Annotated in this window: 18 protein-coding genes and 2 pseudogenes; 3 read left to right on the plus strand and 17 right to left on the minus strand. The window is 32.4% G+C overall.

The annotated features are described in order from the left end of the window. Nucleotides 1-336: 336 nt before the first annotated feature. The 6 genes and pseudogenes from DM800_RS28640 to DM800_RS28665 form a co-directional block, all read right to left on the minus strand. A complete protein-coding gene (locus tag DM800_RS28640; RefSeq protein ID WP_147788192.1) occupies nucleotides 337-1152 on the minus strand; it encodes a YwqG family protein in 816 nt (271 codons plus the stop codon). A gap of 78 nt (nucleotides 1153-1230) precedes the next feature. Continuing rightward, a complete protein-coding gene (locus DM800_RS28645) occupies nucleotides 1231-1638 on the minus strand; it encodes a DnaJ family domain-containing protein (RefSeq protein WP_147788193.1) in 408 nt (135 codons plus the stop codon). Between the two features lie 21 nt (nucleotides 1639-1659). Next, a pseudogene (locus tag DM800_RS28650) lies at nucleotides 1660-2857 on the minus strand (alpha/beta hydrolase). An 80-nt stretch (nucleotides 2858-2937) separates the two neighbouring features. Continuing rightward, nucleotides 2938-3303: a hypothetical protein gene (locus DM800_RS28655; RefSeq protein ID WP_088063628.1), complete on the minus strand. Its 366-nt coding sequence runs from the start codon at nucleotides 3301-3303 to the stop codon at nucleotides 2938-2940. Nucleotides 3304-3571: 268 nt separating this feature from the next. Continuing rightward, complete coding sequence (locus tag DM800_RS28660) at nucleotides 3572-3943, minus strand: YxiJ-like family protein (RefSeq protein WP_147788194.1); 372 nt, start codon at nucleotides 3941-3943, stop codon at nucleotides 3572-3574. Between the two features lie 12 nt (nucleotides 3944-3955). Continuing rightward, nucleotides 3956-4807, minus strand: coding sequence for a patatin-like phospholipase family protein (locus tag DM800_RS28665; protein ID WP_088063630.1), 852 nt, complete (start codon nucleotides 4805-4807; stop codon nucleotides 3956-3958). 179 nt (nucleotides 4808-4986) lie between these two features. On the opposite strand from DM800_RS28665, the gene DM800_RS28670 reads away from it, so the two are divergent. Then, entirely contained in the window at nucleotides 4987-5364 is a 378-nt protein-coding gene (locus tag DM800_RS28670; protein ID WP_000522465.1) for a PH domain-containing protein, read from the plus strand. Nucleotides 5365-5485: 121 nt separating this feature from the next. On the opposite strand, the pseudogene DM800_RS28675 reads toward DM800_RS28670, so the two are convergent. The 9 genes and pseudogenes from DM800_RS28675 to DM800_RS28720 form a co-directional block, all read right to left on the minus strand. Then, nucleotides 5486-5944 (minus strand): annotated as a pseudogene (locus DM800_RS28675) (GNAT family N-acetyltransferase). 1 nt (nucleotide 5945) lies between these two features. Beyond that, nucleotides 5946-6467: a YfiT family bacillithiol transferase gene (locus tag DM800_RS28680; RefSeq protein WP_087984454.1), complete on the minus strand. Its 522-nt coding sequence runs from the start codon at nucleotides 6465-6467 to the stop codon at nucleotides 5946-5948. Nucleotides 6468-6483: 16 nt separating this feature from the next. After that, nucleotides 6484-7011 (minus strand): GNAT family N-acetyltransferase, encoded by a 528-nt coding sequence (locus DM800_RS28685; RefSeq protein WP_147788195.1) that lies wholly within the window; start codon nucleotides 7009-7011, stop codon nucleotides 6484-6486. Between the two features lie 62 nt (nucleotides 7012-7073). Beyond that, nucleotides 7074-8396, minus strand: a complete 1323-nt coding sequence (locus tag DM800_RS28690; RefSeq protein WP_147788196.1) for an NAD(P)-binding protein — start codon at nucleotides 8394-8396, stop codon at nucleotides 7074-7076. A 71-nt stretch (nucleotides 8397-8467) separates the two neighbouring features. Continuing rightward, nucleotides 8468-9247 (minus strand): undecaprenyl-diphosphate phosphatase, encoded by a 780-nt coding sequence (locus DM800_RS28695; RefSeq protein ID WP_147788197.1) that lies wholly within the window; start codon nucleotides 9245-9247, stop codon nucleotides 8468-8470. A gap of 393 nt (nucleotides 9248-9640) precedes the next feature. Beyond that, nucleotides 9641-10021 carry a nucleotide excision repair endonuclease gene (locus DM800_RS28705; protein WP_001048941.1) on the minus strand — a complete coding sequence of 127 codons (381 nt, stop codon included), beginning with the start codon at nucleotides 10019-10021 and terminating at the stop codon, nucleotides 9641-9643. Between the two features lie 77 nt (nucleotides 10022-10098). Next, the gene (locus tag DM800_RS28710; RefSeq protein WP_088609372.1) at nucleotides 10099-10662 is read right to left on the minus strand and encodes a GNAT family N-acetyltransferase; all 564 of its coding nucleotides are present in this window, start codon (nucleotides 10660-10662) and stop codon (nucleotides 10099-10101) included. A gap of 39 nt (nucleotides 10663-10701) precedes the next feature. Continuing rightward, nucleotides 10702-11274: a YybS family protein gene (locus tag DM800_RS28715; RefSeq protein WP_147788198.1), complete on the minus strand. Its 573-nt coding sequence runs from the start codon at nucleotides 11272-11274 to the stop codon at nucleotides 10702-10704. Nucleotides 11275-11415: 141 nt separating this feature from the next. Further along, nucleotides 11416-12846 carry a PQQ-dependent sugar dehydrogenase gene (locus tag DM800_RS28720; protein WP_147788199.1) on the minus strand — a complete coding sequence of 477 codons (1431 nt, stop codon included), beginning with the start codon at nucleotides 12844-12846 and terminating at the stop codon, nucleotides 11416-11418. Between the two features lie 201 nt (nucleotides 12847-13047). Between DM800_RS28720 and DM800_RS28725 the strand changes: the two genes are divergently transcribed. After that, the gene (locus tag DM800_RS28725) at nucleotides 13048-13305 is read left to right on the plus strand and encodes a hypothetical protein (RefSeq protein ID WP_147788200.1); all 258 of its coding nucleotides are present in this window, start codon (nucleotides 13048-13050) and stop codon (nucleotides 13303-13305) included. Nucleotides 13306-13353: 48 nt separating this feature from the next. Beyond that, nucleotides 13354-13803, plus strand: a complete 450-nt coding sequence (locus DM800_RS28730; protein WP_147788201.1) for an NUDIX hydrolase — start codon at nucleotides 13354-13356, stop codon at nucleotides 13801-13803. A 43-nt stretch (nucleotides 13804-13846) separates the two neighbouring features. On the opposite strand, the gene DM800_RS28735 is transcribed toward DM800_RS28730, so the two are convergent. Both DM800_RS28735 and DM800_RS28740 read right to left on the minus strand, forming a co-directional pair. Beyond that, nucleotides 13847-14962 carry an NAD(P)/FAD-dependent oxidoreductase gene (locus tag DM800_RS28735; RefSeq protein WP_060486860.1) on the minus strand — a complete coding sequence of 372 codons (1116 nt, stop codon included), beginning with the start codon at nucleotides 14960-14962 and terminating at the stop codon, nucleotides 13847-13849. Nucleotides 14963-15088: 126 nt separating this feature from the next. Next, a complete protein-coding gene (locus DM800_RS28740; protein WP_147788202.1) occupies nucleotides 15089-15742 on the minus strand; it encodes a YdeI/OmpD-associated family protein in 654 nt (217 codons plus the stop codon). Nucleotides 15743-15784: the final 42 nt, after the last annotated feature.

Raw genomic sequence — 15784 nt, forward strand, 5'->3', positions numbered from 1 at the left:
GTTTTTATCATTCTTTTTGTTATAAATCCATCACAGCAAATTCAAATCAATAATCCATTAAGAATTATCGAATCAAAAATATTTTTGATCGACAAGAAATTTTTATACATATAAATTATTAAATTCATTTTATGTTTTACTTAATAAATTTATATTGCTATTTACACACGTTTTATAACTTTAGATTATTTGTTGTTATTTCTGTCAGTTACACTTGACTTTTATTGTACTTACCGTTCTTTATTCTAGTTAACATAACGTTTATTTTTAACATAAAAAAATCTCCCTCACCTTTAGGAAGATTTTTTAGCTTGCTAGTATTTCAGTTATATGTTTTTAATAACAATCCCAATTGTAAATAACATTGGAAAAATCTAGATTTAATAAATCGTCTTTCTTTATAAAGAAATTAGCAACACCAGAATCTCCCCACATAATATTTAATGAATCATCTGTATCAATTTGCAACAATAACATGTCATGTTGCTGGTATTTTTCTTCCCATTCCCTTGGATCTGTCTGTGTGAAAAATGGATAACCACCAATTTTATGCCCTTGATCTTTACATAAATCATCATACAGTTCGCCTAATTCAGTATTATTTTCTTCATCAACAATTTCTTCCCAATCAATTTCCTCACTAAACATCTTTTCAAATCGATAATCCCTTGATGTTACTGGTTGATAACCTAATTCAAGCTTTAATTTCGCTGCTTCAGGAATGATAAAGTTCTCTAATTCTGAAGTGTTTAAATAACTAAAATCAGTAATTACCTTATTTAAATCTTCTATAATTGTAGAATGATAAATAATTCGAAAGTCTTTTTGGATTGTTGGATGATCAAAATCTGCTCCGTAAAGTTCATCTTCAGCACTTACGAAAAACTGTAGCATACCCTTTTGAGGCATATATTCAACATGCGGCATTTCTTCAAAGTTTAGCTGCGCTAGTAACATCATAGGTTGTCCATTTGAATCTTTAGGATGCTCTTGATCTATAGGTAAATACGGATAACCACCAAATTTACTTTCAAAAAGCGTTGTCTCTGCTAATGTTCCAGACACTTTAATATAAGGTTTCACACTTTCTTCTAAAATACTACGATACTGCTCTAGTTCTTTCGGAATTTGAAGCTGATACGTATTCTTCATTACATTTGCCTCCCTTTAATAATGAATTGAAAATGCCTTACTTAATTATATAGCAAAAGATAGCTTCATTGAAAATTGTTAAAAATCCGTTTTCACCCTCGTTTTTTGTGCACTTGGTGGACAAAGTAGATTATGTTCTAAAACCTTTTTATTAATAGTTCGAATTAAATCCGCTGCTTCTGTAGTATTTGTATTTTCTTTTAGCTTTTCTTTTAAATCATCAATTTCCTTTGAAAGCTCAATCCACCTAGGTAAAACGTGATTATTTTTTAACGTTCTAGAAAGTTGCTTTTCAGGATTGTATGAAAGGTCTTTATCAAGATTAAGAGGTTTCCCTTTACCTGGCAAATTATCAAAAGACCCTTTCTTTTCTGCTTCTTTAACGATAGAACTAATATGATCCTCATACGTATAAGACCAAACTTTCTCATCTTTTACTAATATCTCTTGCTTTTTTAGTTTTTTATCTAGTTCTTCTTGATTCATAGACTCTCTCTCCTTTTTAATTTAGAGTGTTGTTTTTGTAAGTTTTAATGCTTTCAATCCATCAAACAACTTTTCTCGCCACCAAACACCGTCATGTCCGCCTTGAAACTCTTCATAAGTAATTTTGGTACCCTTTTTCTTTTAAAGCTTTATACAGGCGTCTATTAGCCGTTAAAAGAGGTTTATTTTCAAGTTCTCCTGCTGCTATGTAAAAATGAGGTTGACTCGTATCGGAATCTATAGATGAAATTTGATTTTCAATCCAAGGAATTTGATTTTCATAACCATCCTTTTTCCAATGCACGGATCCAGACATTGACAACACGTTTCCGAAAACATGTGGATTTTGAAGTGCTGCATAAAAAGCTGCTAAGCCACCAAGACTGAAACCGGCAATTGTTGTATGTTTCGCTTCTTGATGCACACGATACTTAGCGTGAATCCACGAAAGTAATTCCTCCGTTAAAAATGCATTCATTTTATCGTTATAAGTTAGCTCTTCTAGTCGATCAACAGGATCTATTGCAACAGCAATACAAGATGGGATTTCTTTTTCGTATATTAAATAATTGAGTGTTCTTGCGATTGAAAGGTTATTAATGAATGAATTCCCATCAAATGCAATGAGAAGTTCTTGAAGATGTGAAGTGTGAGAATAGTCATGAGGCGTATAAATATGAATGTTACGTGTGTTATTTAAAATCGTACTATGAAAAGAATATGTTTCAATTTTTCCAGATGGATAATGATCTGAAGGGAAACGACTGCTATACTGCACTTCCATCCCTATACTTAACACTGATGCTTTATTAGCACCTTCTCCAAATGTATTTCCATTAAATCGGTCTAGTTCGTACTGTTCACTACGCTTTATCCAATCATTTTCGAAAAAATCGTTTACTGAAAAATAGTAAGTTGAAATAAAACTCTTATCCGTCCTAAACGTTTCATACCAAATATCTGTCTGTAACAATCGTTTTAATTGATTTACAGACAGATCCCAACCAGGAAAACTACCGAATACATAAACAATTTCAGTTTTTTGGTCCCCTAACCATATATACGTTATAAGCTTATACTGATTATTTACAGGACATTGTTCTATTAGTGGCGTATGATTTGACTTTATTTCATGCAAAAAAGTATAAAAAGCTTTCTCGTTTCCATTTTTTAATTGATTATTAAGCTCCTCTAATTTAGGACTAATTATTGAAGTCACCCATCTTCCTCCTTTGTATTTCTTTTCACTAGATTGCTTTTATAAAAATTAGGATTAGGATGATATTGTATTTAGATGAGTTATTTATTAGAAAGTTTATCAATTGCCTGAATAGAAAGTTCCAACGCTTTGATTCGTCTTGTTAAAAGAGTTCTTTGCGGACTACCTACTTTAGACTTATCATAGGCTCTCTCAATTGATGGAAGTAAACCAACAAGGACATTACGAGCTTCTGCTAACTCTTCTTGACTATACTGGTGACTTTCTTGATTCCAAACGTTTTCTAGTACTGCTAACCCTACACAAACGGCTTTAAGTCGTTTTTTCACTAATGTAGTATTTGCACCTTTTTGAGTCATCTGTAATAGTGCATTTTCAAGTTTACGAATAGTCGATTGTAAAGATTTTCTTGATTCCGATTTATCTATATTTGATACGTTTTCCATTTTACTGTTGTTCCTCCTGGCTTAACTTATTTAATACTGGATATAATAAGTACTTGATTTCACTCGAAATATTTTATCATAAATAACTAACGATATTCGAGTTGGACAATCCATTAAAGGAAAACAATCGCTAAACGCCTCTCCTCCCTTACTTCATTCTATAATTACTTCTTTCTGCACATTAAAATTCCTATATAAGCAAGGTATAAATATTGTCTTTTTTATGAACAAAATACGCACAAGCAGCATAACTTGTACGTTTTAATTTTTATTCAGTAAGATAATATAGTAATAGTTTTCGCGCTATCTCATAATTCATGAAATCTCTATACAAAACGGGATACTTCACAATTTCTGTTTCTATAGAACGATATTGCGGAAACCATTCAAAAAACGATTTCCTTAACCACTTTATTTGCTGAAACGTAATGTTCTGTTCGTTTCCATTTAGTACAGAACTTAAAGTACCTGCTGTATGCATCCAATAATGATTAAAATCAGCGTTTATACAGTCATCATCTGTAAATTTACTTTTTAAGTCTCGTTGCAATTTTCCTGTAGCACGATACGGAAACGGTTTATGCAGCAGACTATGCATTTTCTGCAATTCATTAAAAATAACCATTTTACCTAATAGCAACTTTCCACCCCTTTATTTCTCTATCCAACTTAATAATTTTTCATAATGATATTGAGCATCTGTATAGCCAAGATTATATAAATTAACTAGCTTTTCTTTATTTCTTTCTATTCCGCTTATAGGAAGTTGTGAGCTAGGCTGAATTACATAAAAATTATCTTTCTGTTCGTTGCCATTCATATAAGTTACGGTTTCATTATAATAACGATAATGTTCTACTAAATGTTCTGCGATTTTCGGATATTTACTATATAAAATTTTAGCCAGACCAGAAAATTTATTCCGCTGCTTCTCATATCCTTCTGGCTTTGTCATAATCACGACGTTCTTTTGATAACCATCAGTTTGTGCTTTTAGAACCGGTATAGGATCTATAATCCCTCCATCTAGCAATTTTAGATTATCATATTCTACAGCAGGCGCTATAAACGGTACAGAACTTGATGCGCGAATGATTTTTAAAATATCATTTCCGTGTTCTATTTTATTGTAATAAACTGCTTTTCCTGAATCACAATCAGTCGTTCCTATAACAAATTGTTCATTGGAATTTAAGAAAGTTTGAAAATCAAATGGAACAACTTTATTAGGGACTTCATCAAATAAAAAGTCCATTCCAAATAATTCACGTTTTCGAATCAAATTTCGATAAGATATATATCGGTGATCTGACACTAGCTCTGTATTTACTTTTTTATTCCTTCCTTTTTGACGTGATAAATAAGTTGCGCCCATACATGCACCAGCGGATACGCCAACTACATACGGAAAGAATAAGTTCTTTTCCATAAAATATTCGAGTACTCCTGCAGTATATAGACCTTTCATTCCTCCGCCCTCTAATACTAAACCTATATTTTTCATGCTATATCCCTCTGCTTCTTTTTTCTTACTTACATGTTAACACAAGATTTTAAGACGAGGTTATATAAACGAATTGCAATAATAACCAGAAACTACTAAAGTAATGTCATAATTTCTTAGTAAATAGCATGGTACAATATAAGTAATACAATCCACAATTAACCGAGGAGGAATTTCATATGGGTTTATTTAGCGGTATTTTAGGAAATGCATCAAATGCGAGTACAGAAAGTGTAGAACGTGATTTAGAGAAGATTATGTTAGACGATGAGAAAGTTGAACATGCTTATAAATTAATTCGTGATTTAATCGTATTTACAAATCGTCGTCTTATTTTAGTAGATAAACAAGGGATATCAGGTAAAAAAACAGAGTATCATTCTATTCCTTATAAAAGCATTACACAATTTAGCATTGAAACAGCTGGGCATTTTGATTTAGACGCTGAGCTTAAAATTTGGGTATCTAGTTTGAGTACACCAATTACGAAAGAATTTAAAGGTGACGATAGTGTTTTAAGCATTCAAAAAGCGTTAGTAACATATACGACGAAATAACGCTTTTATGTATAATTATTCAGTTCTGAAATTACTAACCCGAGTATTTCGGAAGAATATGCATCACTTTTGTATATTTAATCTCAAGTGACAGAAAAAGGTAAAGCGTATTTCAAATGCTTTACCTTTCTTTTTTGTAATAAATGAGTGTAGTTTTATCATTTAATTTCTTTATTACTTCTGTTCTTTTATACCCCATTTTTTCGTATAGAAAACAATTTCTTTCTTCTTCTAAAATCGTAGCAAGTTCAAAACTCCTTGCTTTTGGAAACATCTTTTCAATTAAAATAAGTACCTTTTGAGCGATTCCTTTCCCTTGTTAGATTGGACTGATCCAAAATTTATAAGGTAGTTCTTTTTGAGATATACATATCGCTCCAACAAGGTTCGAATCTATTATCATCTTATAAAAGTTGTTGCTTGGATTATTTATCCTTAAAATAGTTTTTTCAATAGTTTCATTTGCTGGATTTGTTTCATAGTCTTTATATTTATTTAATAAAGGGCTAAATGAGTCTATTTGCATTTGAAATAAAACTGCTGCATCATTTTCTGTTGCCTTCTCAAATGCAATCTCCATGTTACCAATTTAGTCGCTTTCTTAATGAAGTTATATGCGCTGTATGATGACGTCCATGCCATGCATATAGTCCAATTGCAGCAGCAAGTTTTGTTTCACCAGTTTCTGGATGATTAAATGTCTTTTCTAGATCTTCTAGTTCTAGAGAATATAAAAGGTTAACCCATCTTTTATGTAACGATTCTAACATTACTAGTGAAACGTCTACTGGTAATTTAGAATCAGGTAGTTCTGCCCACTTCTCTTCTTTATATGGTTTAATAGTAGGATTCTTTTCTGTTAGTGCTAATTTAAAGCGTATGTAGCTATTCATATGGCTATCAACAACGTGATGAACTACTTGACGAACCGTCCATCCACCAACTCGATATGGTGTGTCTAACTGCTTCTGATCTAAATCTTTAATTGCTTTTGCTAGTTCATTAGGTAAATCTTCAATTTCTTGAATCCATGTATCAATCATTTCTTCAGTTATAGGACGTTTGTATGTAAATTGCCCAATTGGATAACGTAAATCATTCATGTATAAGTCCCCCTTATTATAAGCGCGAAGTATTTCTCCAAATATAATGTACAAACTTCACATGTTCCCCGTTTAATTCTACAGATGTTGTATCTGCTTCGTTATGATAGGAAGAAAACCCGCTTTTTTCTAATACACTTTGTGATGCGAGATTATTAGTAGTTGTTTTAGCATGAATCTCATTAATTTTATTATTTTTCGCTACGTCTAAAACTAATTTTACAGCTGCTGTTGCACCCCCTTTTTTAGTAAACTTTTCTCCGACTCGATACCCTAATGAACTGCTTCGAGTTTCTGTATCAATATCTACTAAATTTATTCGGCCTACAATTTCTTTTTCTTCATTACGAATTAAATAAAAATAAGAATCTCCATCCGCTTGTTCTATTAATAAATCATCTAGTAGTTTTTGAAAATATTCAAAATCAAAATATTGCGAGCCACGATTTGGTACCATTGTTTCAAAAAAAGATTTATTCGTAAGTTCAAACGTAAATAAATCTTTAGCATCGTGTTTCTTTAATTGTTCTATGTATATCTTCATCTCGTCTACCCCTTCTATATATACTAACTGTTATATATTCTTTTTAATCGATTATTTTCCTGCTAATTCTTTCGCTTCAGTAATACAGCAAGTAGTACTTTCGGATGAAATAGGTGCAATGGACTACGAATTAAATTCATCACTCTTACTAATCGAATATAAACATCAGAGTCAGTTGCAGATAGTTCATATATTTGTTTCGTATACCATAGCTGAAATTTTTGCTTTATCGATAATTTTCTTGTTAGCTGAGGATGACGTGATATTTCCGTTGTAGTCATTTCCCAAGGAGTTTGTATGATATTAGCGGTCTTTTTATAAAATCGCTGTGTAAATGTTTTATCAAGCTTTTGTCTCTTTTGCAAAAGTAACTGCAATTGGTGAGCTTCTATAGCTGCAACTGAAACACCTTGCCCAAAAACAGGATCAAAACGACAATGTGCATCCCCAACTACTAACAACCCTTCTGGTAAATGATTAACTAAATCAAATCGCCGACGTACTTGATAAGGAATTTTGTACGTTTTGATATTTGAAATTGCCTCAGCTTTATTTAGAAAATCTGTCACATTAGAAATTGATAGGTTTTCAGCAAAATCATAAAACTCATCATCTGTTTGTGGTGCTTTCTCATTTGCATATCCGCTGAAAGTAACAAAATAGCGATTATCCTCAATCGTTTGAATAAGAACACCATACGGATTGTCAGGGAAACTTGGAGACATTAGCATATTACAACAGTCTAATTTCTCATTTTCATTGAGTTTAAACATTCTAGTTGCGTAAAACAAATCAATGCGCACTTTCTCTTCTTGCACTTCAATATTGTATTCACGTAACCACGCTATACTTTTTGAACCGAATCCGCTTGCATCAACAACAATATCTGCTTGAATTTCTTCTTGCGTGCCCGTCTCTAAGCATTTAGCTTTTACTCCACTTACTTTGTTAAGCTTTCCATCTACTAATAAACCATCAACTAATGTTCCAAATTTAGTGGTAACATTTGAAATATCATCAATTCGTTTTTGAATATGCCATTCAAGCAAAAACCTACTTTGTTGAATCATATGTACTTTACCTATGAATTGCTGTTTCCATAAACCAAATTGATGCCATTTTATATCACGAGTAAAGTTATTTACGATACTACCTGTTTCAATTAATTCATTAGTGATAGTAGGAAACAATTCCTCAATCGCTTTTTCTCCACCTTTTAATAACACATGAGGATGATTACTTTGTGGAACTCTTTTTCTCGAAGACTTTCCATCCCATCTTTCACCAGCTTCTATAATGATTACTTCTTTAAAAGTAGATGATAATGCTTTTGCTGCGAGTTTTCCTGCGATACTTCCGCCAATAACGATAGCCTTATTAAACATATTTTCCCCCTTAATGAAAGAAGACCCTGTCTTGTATGAATGAAACAGGATCTAAACGAATAGTTACTACATTAAAACACATGAGTAAATTGTAACGTTAAAATTAAAATGCCTAATCCCCATACGTAATACGCGAATACTTTTAAGGAGTGACGTTTTAAATATTGAATCATCCATGAAACGGCTATATAACCGAAAAACGCTGCTGATAATGTGCCGACGATTAAAGATGTACTAGAAATAGATTCTGCTTTCCCTTGATAAACATCTGCTAATTGCAAAATGATAGCTCCGACAATGGCTGGCGTTGATAATAAAAAAGAAAAGTAAGCAGCAGTTTCGCGGTCTAACTTCCTCCATAATGCAGCAACGATTGTCATACCAGAACGAGAAATTGCTGGGAAAATAGCAGCAGCTTGAAATGAACCGATAATAAATGCATCTTTATATGTAATGTCATCCATTTTTTTACGACCATTTTTTTGTTTATCAGCCATATATAGAAAGAAACCTGTCACTAAAAACTCCCATCCAATCGTAATGCCTGTTTTTGAAATATCATCAAAAAAGTCTTTAAATAACAATCCGATTACAACTGCGGGTATCGTCCCGACAATAAGTAGTAGCATTAGTTTGGAAAATGGATTTTTAATTAAATATATAAATTCTTTTTTGTAATAAATAAACACTGCAAGCAAAGTTCCAATGTGCAGCATCGTATCTAAAAACAATCCTGCTTCATCTAATTGAAACAAATGCCTTCCTAAATAAAGATGACCCGTACTACTTATCGGTAAAAACTCTGTTAAACCTTGTATGATCCCTAATATAAAAGCTTCTAACCAATTCATGATGGTCCCCTTTCTCGTTTGCTTGTACCAATATATGAAGGTTAAATTTTCGATATGAAAAAAACTATATTTCTCTATGAATTTACTTTTATTTTATAGATATATATGTAAAAAGAGGTAAGGAGGGTTACTATGTAGCAACATACGAAATTCGGCAATGTATTACTGTGGGCAGGACCTATCCTTGTGTTTATAGGGTTATGTATGACAAATGTTATTTCTGATATTCCTTTTTTTGAGGGAAAACATAAATCGATTGGAATTGTACTTATATGTATAGGTTTATGCTGTTTTATTGTTGCTAATCATTTAAAAAAAGGAGAAAAATATGAGGACTAAATTTAAATAAAAAAACAATCCCAGTATATGCGCTAGGATTGTTTTTTTTATTACTTATTTATAGAATACTTTATCAACGTTATATTTTGCTTTATATTCATTAATAATGTAAGTTTCGTAAATTTCTCTTTCTGTTGGGTCTTCTACGATACATGCATCAATGCGGTATACTTCATCACGGTGATTTTTAATTGGTGAAACATTGTCTTCAAAATGCTTCTTAATACGTTGTCTAATTTTACGAGCTTTACCTACGAAAAGAAGTTCGTCATTAATATTGTAAAACATAAAAATGCCGCCTTTATCTCTAGGGAACAAGTGGAAATCGATAAATCCATTAATTGGAGTAATTATTGGCTCGTCTCCTTTAATAACTTGTTTACGTTCAGTAATTGAAACATCAGCTTCAGGAATATTAATTTTAATCAAGTTCATTCACGTCCTCTTTTATTATAAAGATAAATAATAGCATACATATGTAAGAAAAGCTACGTTCAGAGGCATATTTCATTTTATAATTCAAATATTATAGGTGTATCATGTAAACTCTTCTTCCAAATCATATGATCGCTTGATTCTCCCCAATACTCCTTCAGTACATAACTAGGTTCTCCAAACTTCTTCGTCCATATACTTTGTGCTTTTTTGTATCCACTATCTAAACAGTATTCTGTTATTCCTCTGCTAAGTAACGTAATATACATTGCATGTAGTAATAAATTGCCTATGCCATTTCGTTGATATTCAGGTAGTACAAATACAGTTCCTATTTCATATAAATCTTTAAACACACCACCTGTACAACTATTAATTAATGTACTCGCTGGGCCGATTTCAATTGTTCCAATGATTTTATCGTTACTTGTATCAATTGCTAATAAAAAGTAACGACTTTCTCCATTACTCTCCAAATCATTTTTCAAATATTGTTTTTTCGTGTTAATTTCATTTTCTATGTCATCTAATAATTGTGATAACCCTTCATTTTTAAATGTATCAGTAATAACAAGACGAAAAAACATATTCAGTTCATCTACATCATCCGAATTTGGTCTTCTAATTTTAACGTTATACACGACTTGAATCTCCAATCTTTAAAAATATATGAGAAATTGTTAAGACCATACTTTATATACTCTATTCAACATTATTTTACAAATGCCTGCATAGATCCAGCAGTATAGAAAGCTCAGAATAAATATTGATAGAATAATTTTTATATCCAAAGTTGTATGAACAGTAGGACCTAATACAGGAAATCGAAAGATATCAAGAACGACCATAATTCCTATAAGTAAACATATCGCCGAAAAGGAAACAATCCAAACCCTTCTCTTGAATTGTATAAAGGATACTCCTAACGCTATACCTAATAAACCTGTAGTAAAAGGAAAGACAATTAGTTCGCTTGGCTCAATAATAAATAATAGGAGAATAGTAAGAATGTAAGAAAGTATTCCCGTGCGAGTAGAATAACAAATAGCGAAAAATATAGGCAGCGTCGCAAAAGGACTAATAAATAAGCCGATACCAGGGATAAAGTTCCCGGCAGATTGAAAAATAGCAGCAAGTGAACCGAGTAACGCTGTAATCACTAACCTCTTTGCTGGCGTCATCTTTTTTTTATGAACAAAATTCGCATCATGCGCGATCATCGGTTGATACCAATAGTTTCTAAAGTGATTCATCAAAATCCCCCTAAAGATATCTAATTTATCACTTTCTATTTTTATTCATACACTTATTGTTTATTTGTTACCTTCTAAAAGGAATCAATCATTATACAATAGACGATTATATAAAGAATGTATCTGAAAGTTTTTATCATATCAAGGAACGATTTCAAAAATAGTACCTTTGTTAAAATCCGTTACTTTCATAGAACCATAGACCCCTAAATATAATCTAGTTTGATCTAAATTTGTTCCCAAACTCATATAAAAAGCCGCTTGCGTACCAAAATCATAATCGATTTCAATAACATGAAAGTCAGTATGTTTACCATGCGTACCAGCTCTAGAATAAGCTAACGCACCCTTTACTGGAGACTGAGATTCTTCTTTCTTAGCAAGGTCAGTAAATACGACGCTACCTGTTAAATTTGGGATTGCAGTCCCCATATATGGTTGAACTCCTGTAAGTGAAGTTCCTCCAAACTTATCCGGTCTGGAATCTTTATGATAATAACTTATTAGAGGTTGAATACGATTTACTGATGTTACTATTGTTTCATCATAATAAGCCGTTATCCTCTCATCCAAAGTAGGATTCTCAGAACAGTGCCTTATAAAAGAAGTAGGTAATTCCCCTTCCCATCCTCTCCACCCAAAATTAATAAATCCATATTGATCAGGAGTATCTCTCATTAAATGGGTTTGAACGATTTCGGTAACTGGTATTGATTTATATAGAACAAAAGAAAAAATAGACTCTACAATATCTTGTCCGACGTTACCGGCATATTTGATATATTGATTATGCAACCTTTGAAATGAAATACCTGTTATATTACGTACGCCTTTTGCAATTAATGTAAGAGTTTCTTGAATAGATAGAGGAAGTTCATTAAAACGTGTAACTACTGGAGGATTATTTATGGACGTATTTTTACTTACATCGATTTCAATTATTTTACCCGCTATTTCTAAATCATCCTGGCTTAAATTAAACGGATCATAGCCAGAACCACCATCTCCATTAGTAAAAACAAGTTTTCCAGTCTCAGGTGAAAAGTTTAAGCTATTTACGCCGTTATGATTAAAAAATGGCCGTTTTATATTAAGTAATGTTCTTCGCTTTTGAGGTTGGCCATTTGATTGTAAAACCCATTCTTCAACTGTATCAATATGATCATATTGAGTATCTCTATTTGTCCACTTTAAATTTAAAGTTTTCGGGTCACAAGGATTCGGTTTAAATTGTTCTGAAAGCGAACCTGGTCCTTGAGTTCCAGCCATTGAATAATGAAGGTAAAATAAGCCGTTATGATTAAATTGTGGATGGAACGCTAGTCCCAGCAAACCGCGTTCATCATAACCGCTACTAGAAACACCTTCTTCAAATGTACCTAATTTAATAATTCGGTGACGAATATTTAAAAATGTCTTTATAGCTCCGTCTCCTATGTAAAAAACCTCTCCTAATTGAGTTGCGATAAATAGTCTTTCGATCGATTCACCTGGAAGTATAGCTGTTTTCAATACAGTCGGTAAATTTACTTTATGAACGATGGGCCGTAAACGAACCTTAACTTTTGTCAATTAACTTTACACTCCTTGTTATTCTTTTTAATAGAAGAATATGATGAGAGTAGTTAAATTAGTATCAAAACTATAGACGTAAAAGTGTGATATCCCTGTTCGTACAAGTCTGTTTTCTACTTAGCATCAATTAACTCACATTCCTTTTTATTACATTTTTGATATAATATAAGTATAAAATATAAATTAGGGGGACAATTCATGGCAATCTTACTACAAATCATCGTACCACTTATATGTGCAATATACTTATTTACCCTCTATCGTAATAGTACTATTGGAAAAGCTGCTTTTTTCTTAGCAGTCGTTATTGGGATTTTCGGTTTAGAGAATATCTTTCAATATGCTAGTTTAACTGATCATACTGTTTATCCATATTGGGGTAGTTTGAAGGCTGTAATCTTTATTTTATCAGTGGTGTTTTTATTCAAAAGAACCCCCACTCCATTTAATAATTAACAATTATTCATGTTTATTTAAAGCTTATTTTCAGAAAGAGGTTATGCAATGAGAGCACCATATCAAGTATTAATATTTCCTTATATAATAATTGAAGATTCTATTCAATACGCTATTTTTAACCGAAGTGATTATGGTTATTGGCAAGGAATAGCTGGTGGTGGAGAAGATGGTGAAACTCCTATTGAATCAGCAAAACGAGAATCGTTTGAAGAGGCTGGTATTATAAAAGAATGTCCCTATATAAAATTAGATTCTGTTTCTTCACTACCTGTAGAGGATGTAGTCGGAGGATTTCTTTGGGGAGAAGATGTTTATGTAATAAAAGAATTTTCTTTTGGAGTTAAAGTTTCTACAAAAAATATTTCATTATCTAAAGAACACTCCAATTATAAATGGTTATGCTTTGAGGATGCAGTAATGCTTTTGAAATGGGATAGTAACAAAACAGCATTGTGGGAATTAAACAAAAGGTTATTAAAGCAATTAAAGTATTAGCTATAAATAAAAAAGATTAGGAGCGAATCCTAATCTTTTTTTGTTATTCAATTGCACCAGCAACGTCATAATCGTTTAAATCTAATTCAATTGGTTGTCCGAGTGCTAATTTAGCAAGTTCTGAACCTAAATATGGACCAGCTGTTAAACCTGAAGCTCCTAATCCGTTTGCAACAAGAATACCGTCGAAGTTAGGAAGTGGTCCGATAACAGGTAAGAATCCTGGTGTAAATGGTCTAAACCCAACTCTCGTTTCAAGCATAGTACCATCTTCTAAACCAGGTGCAACTGTTAATGCTTTATGGAATACTTCATGTAAACCACCTGCTGTTATACGATGATCGAAGCCAGTTTCGTTTTCATGAGTAGCACCAATTACGACATGACCATTGTCAAACGTTAAAATGTATTGATCGTTTGGCGGCATAACAACTGGCATATTTTCGGTTGCTGTATTTTCCGTTTGCAAATGAACAATTTGTCCTTTTTGGAACGTAACTAAGAAATTGATTCCTAATGGATTCAATATTTCATTCGCCCATGCGCCTGCGGTTACAATTACCTTTTCTGCTACCATTGTTTCGTCATTTACTTTAACTCCAATAATATGATTACCTTCACGGACTAATACTGCGTCTCCTTTTATAAAAGTTGCGCCATGTTTTTTTGCAGCACTTATTAATGCGTTACGTAATGATCTTCCGTTTACTCGTGCAGCGCCACTAATATGAACAGAACTGTATTCTTCAGATAATGCTGGGAATAATTTTTTCGTTTCTTCAGCTGATAAGCGAGTGATTTCACCAATCTCTGGTGCATCTTCACGTCGTTTATAAGCGCGCTCTTCCATTTTATCTAACTTTTTCTCATCAGTATGTAAACTAATTGCACCTACACGTTTGTATCCTGTATCCGTTTCACCGTCTGCTTCTAATTGCTGAATTAAAGAAGAATAGTAACGTGCACCGCCTTTAGCAATTTTATACCACGCTTTATTACGACGCTGTGAAAGCCAAGGACATACAATACCAGCTGCTGCATCAGTTGCTTGCCCTAATTGTTGTCGATCAACGATAGTAACATTCGCACCTGCTTTAGCAAGATGATAAGCAGTAGACGCTCCTAAAATACCAGCTCCAACTACAATATACGATTTCATTTCAAACACCTTTTCTCTTTTACTAATTATTTAAATATAAGAACTTACTTTAGTATACTGAAAGGAATCCTTTTTTCAATGTGCTAAGCGTAATTAATTGTTGCATCATTGTGATTTTCCTAACCATTATTTTTTCTTCTTGCGGAATAATTCAATTGTTTTATAGCCTTGCGAAAGAATTTCAATCATTTTCTCAAGACGTTTGTCACGTGTTTTTTCTTGTTTTACAGAAAATAAATTACGCGCCCAATCTTTTTGATATCCAGGTGTTAAAATTTGATAAAATTTAAGTTCATTTGGATGATTAACTAATAATGCTTCAACATCTTTAATACGATCTGCATAATCGGCAACACATTGACTCATAGCAGGCGTTTTCTTCTCTTTTTTCTTTTCACGCTTTAAACCTACAACAGTAAAGACGTCGTCCATACTTACCATTCGTGCAAATTTAATATCACTCTGTCCTACATACCCATCTTCGCCAACGTTTAACGCTGGAAACATCTCATCACGGTGAATAAACGTACTGTAACGAGAATTACCTTTTTTCGGATATGCGAAGAATATGTAGCCTTTTTCAATTAGTAATTCTTCATTACTAATAATATAATTCGTTTGTTTCACCATTTCATCAAGTGTTTCTACAAAAATAAAAATGGCATCGTGTTCTTTTGAAAATGCAGTTTCTTTTCCTGTGAAAATGTCATAATCACTAGGTTCATTCATTACGACCATATTTGTATACTTATTAAGTTTCAATTTATCAATAATTGACATAAAAATCTTCCTTTACATTCAAAATTCATTGTACATACTGTT

The organism is Bacillus sp. AY18-3 (assembly GCF_008042305.1).
GTDB lineage: Bacteria > Bacillota > Bacilli > Bacillales > Bacillaceae_G > Bacillus_A > Bacillus_A wiedmannii.